A 2989-nucleotide genomic window follows, 5' to 3' on the forward strand; every position below is an offset into this window, starting at 1 on the left:
ATCTTCCCCGCGTTTGCCGGTTCATGGGCGATGCGTATTGCGACGTGCGTCGCGGCGCCGCAGGATATGCCGCTTAAGATACCCTCTTCCCGCGCAAGGCGGCGCGCCATCAACATGGCCTCGTCGTTGCTTACAGTCTCGATCCTGTCAACAAGAGAGAGGTCGAGCACCTTCGGCACGAAGCCGGCGCCGATACCCTGGATTGTGTGTGGACCTGGTTTTAGCTCCTCACCGTTTCTCACTTGAGTAAGTACCGGTGAATGAATCGGCTCTACGGCAACGGAGGTGATATTTTTACCTCTGGTCTTCTTGAAATAACGGCTTACACCGGTTATTGTCCCACCGGTACCGACACCGCAGACCAATACATCCATCTTCCCTTCCGTATCATCCCATATCTCCACCGCCGTCGTTGCCTCATGGATGGCCGGATTTGCAGGGTTTTCAAACTGCTGCGGGAGGAAGTATCGTGACGGGTCGCCCTTTGCGATCGCTTCGGCCTTATCAATAGCACCCTTCATGCCTTTTGTCCCCTCGATGAGAATAATATCAGCGCCGAGGGCCTTTAAGACCTTCCTGCGCTCGATGCTCATCGTCTCCGGCATGGTGAGGGTAATCTTATAGCCCCGTGCCGCGGCGACAAAGGCGAGTGCGATCCCGGTATTCCCCGACGTGGGCTCGATGATCTCCATACCCGGTTTCAGTCTCCCGGTCTTTTCCGCATCCCAGATCATTGCGGCGCCTACACGGCATTTAACCGAGTACGCGGGGTTTCTGCCTTCGATCTTCGCCAGGACAGTTGCCTTTGCACCGCCGGTCACCTTATTGAGCCGTACAAGCGGAGTCCTCCCGATCGAATATGAGTTGTCTTCATAGATCCTTTTCATATCTCATCCTCTGAAAACTGTTCAACGTTCTATGTTCAAGGTTCAAGGTTATTTAATCGTACTGTCATCGCGAGGAGCCATACTCTTTGTTGTCATCGCGAGGAGCCATACTCTTTGTTGTCATCGCGAGGAGCCATACTCTTTGTTGTCATCGCGAGGAGCAAAGCGACGTGGCGATCTCAAAAGATGAGATTGCCGCGCTACGCTCGCAATGACATAGGGAAAGGTGCTCGCAATGACACTACCCCGCGCTACGCTCGCAATGACCTATCACCTCTCACCTCTCGCCTATTGCCTCTCACCTATGACCTTTCACGTTTCACGATATTTGCTTATGGTTTCTTATAAAACACCCCGCCTGCGAAGCTCACCGAGGATTTGCCGTCTGTCCACTGTTTATAGCTGACGACGTCGCACAGGCTGTCCTGCAGCAGGCAGAGCTGGAAAAAGATCGGCGTGAGACCGCATATCCTCCTTGAATCCCTCTCCGCCCTTATTGCCTCGAAAAATCCTTTCGGATCGACATTTTTCACAGAATCGAGGATCGTTTCGTCCTTTCCTTTCGAACCTGCAAGGGTACCGATGTCGAGCGCGTACCGGTCCCCGAACTGTGCCCCGATGTGCGCAAGATCAGCGCCGGAGATAATGATATATGGTTTGCCGTAGTTGTCGAGGACCGACTTGAAATTCTCGACAATTCCGGCGATCTCCCCGTCGTCAATGCCTTTTTGCCCGTCTATGAATTCCTGCATAGAGCCGGTGAGGATGGGGAGCATCTCGAAATCATTGTGCGCCATGAACTGGATAAGCGGGAGTTGAAGCTCAATGGAATGTTCGCTCCTGTGCGGCCATTCATCGATATACCGTTTCAGAACATCATTTTCACATATCAGGCTGCACAGTCCTTCCGGGTGGGGAATAACATCGAGGGGCGTTGCAAAATCCTTTACCGATATGCTCCAGATTCCCTCGGTAGGGCGATGGCATGTCCCCAGGATAATGATGAGGGGTTTTTCGACAGACCTCAGGTACCTGTAGGTCTCCCTGTAGACCTCCACGCCTCTCGGATAATCTATGTGGGGGGCGAGGATACCGGTTATCTCCTGGCCTGTATATTTGTTGCCCTCTGTCCCCTTAAACATCTCATCGAGGAACGTAAGCAGTTCCATCCTGTTTGCTGCATAACTCTTTCCGGCGAGAAAGGGTTCCCTTACCGGGGTCTTCGCATATTCCTCGCGCATCTGCGCGAGGCAATCCGTGTAATGCTCATTGAAGAGAAGGAGGTTGGAATCGAGGGCATCAACAAGCCCCTGGATATGCTCTAAGTAGACCAGTTCACCGGAAACCCTCATATATTCCTCCTGGATGTCCCTGATGGCCCTTGTCCCATCCATGAGGGAGATCATGAAGGCCACTTCCCTCGGCACAATGAAGGCGTTCTCCGTTATACCTTCCATGTCCCTGAGGAGTATCAGTTCTTTGCCGTCCTGAACAATCGGATGTGCCTCAATCCATCTCAACCTTGGATTTTCCATATCAGTCTATATACCATGGAAGCAGTAAATAGTGAATAGTATATCGTAGATAGTATATCGAAAGACATGGAGCTTACTCTTTATAGTCATCGCGAGGAGCAAAGCGACGTGGCGGTCTATAGGGCATAATCTATTGAATGAGATTGCCGCGCTCCGCTCGCAATGACACCTTTCGCCTTTCACCGGTTTCATCCAATTACGAATTACGATTCACGAATTACGGGTTTCCCCACCTTTCACTTTTCACGTTTCACTTTTCACGCTATCGGTTCCTTCAAACTTGACAAACCGGGCTAAAAGGATACAATAATGGATATATGGAGCACGCGAGTACAAGGGCCTTGCGGCTTATGTTGGTAATTCCTCTCCTTTTCCTCACCTTTACTCTTTTCAGCAGTTGCGCGGTCAACCCTGTAACAGGCCAGAACCAGCTGATGCTCGTCTCGGAGGAACAGGAGATCGCCATGGGCAAACAGCTTTACCCCAACGCGATCTGGGATGGAGAAGGCGGCGGGGGTGAGTACCGGGACGACCGGCTCAAGGCGTACTTACGGGGTCTCGTCGTCA

General features: G+C 52.0%; 3 protein-coding genes. 1 reads left to right on the forward strand and 2 read right to left on the reverse strand.

Annotated elements, in window-relative coordinates:
• A partial coding sequence (gene cysK, locus PHU49_16490; GenBank protein MDD5245608.1) for a cysteine synthase A occupies nucleotides 1–887 on the reverse strand: 887 nt, incomplete at its 3' end.
• A 332-nt stretch (nucleotides 888–1219) separates the two neighbouring features.
• A complete protein-coding gene (gene amrB, locus PHU49_16495; GenBank protein ID MDD5245609.1) occupies nucleotides 1220–2422 on the reverse strand; it encodes an AmmeMemoRadiSam system protein B in 1203 nt (400 codons plus the stop codon).
• Nucleotides 2423–2739: 317 nt separating this feature from the next.
• On the opposite strand from amrB, the gene PHU49_16500 reads away from it, so the two are divergent.
• Nucleotides 2740–2989, forward strand: a 250-nt coding sequence (locus PHU49_16500; GenBank protein ID MDD5245610.1) for a hypothetical protein, incomplete at its 3' end; no start/stop codon positions are given.

This window comes from Syntrophorhabdaceae bacterium (assembly GCA_028713955.1).
In the GTDB taxonomy this organism is placed as follows: domain Bacteria; phylum Desulfobacterota; class Syntrophorhabdia; order Syntrophorhabdales; family Syntrophorhabdaceae; genus UBA5609.

Excerpts from the sequence above, each read along its gene's own strand:
- amrB (MDD5245609.1), bottom strand. The coding sequence starts at position 2,422 with ATGGAAAATCCAAGGTTGAGATGGATTGAGGCACATCCGATTGTTCAG.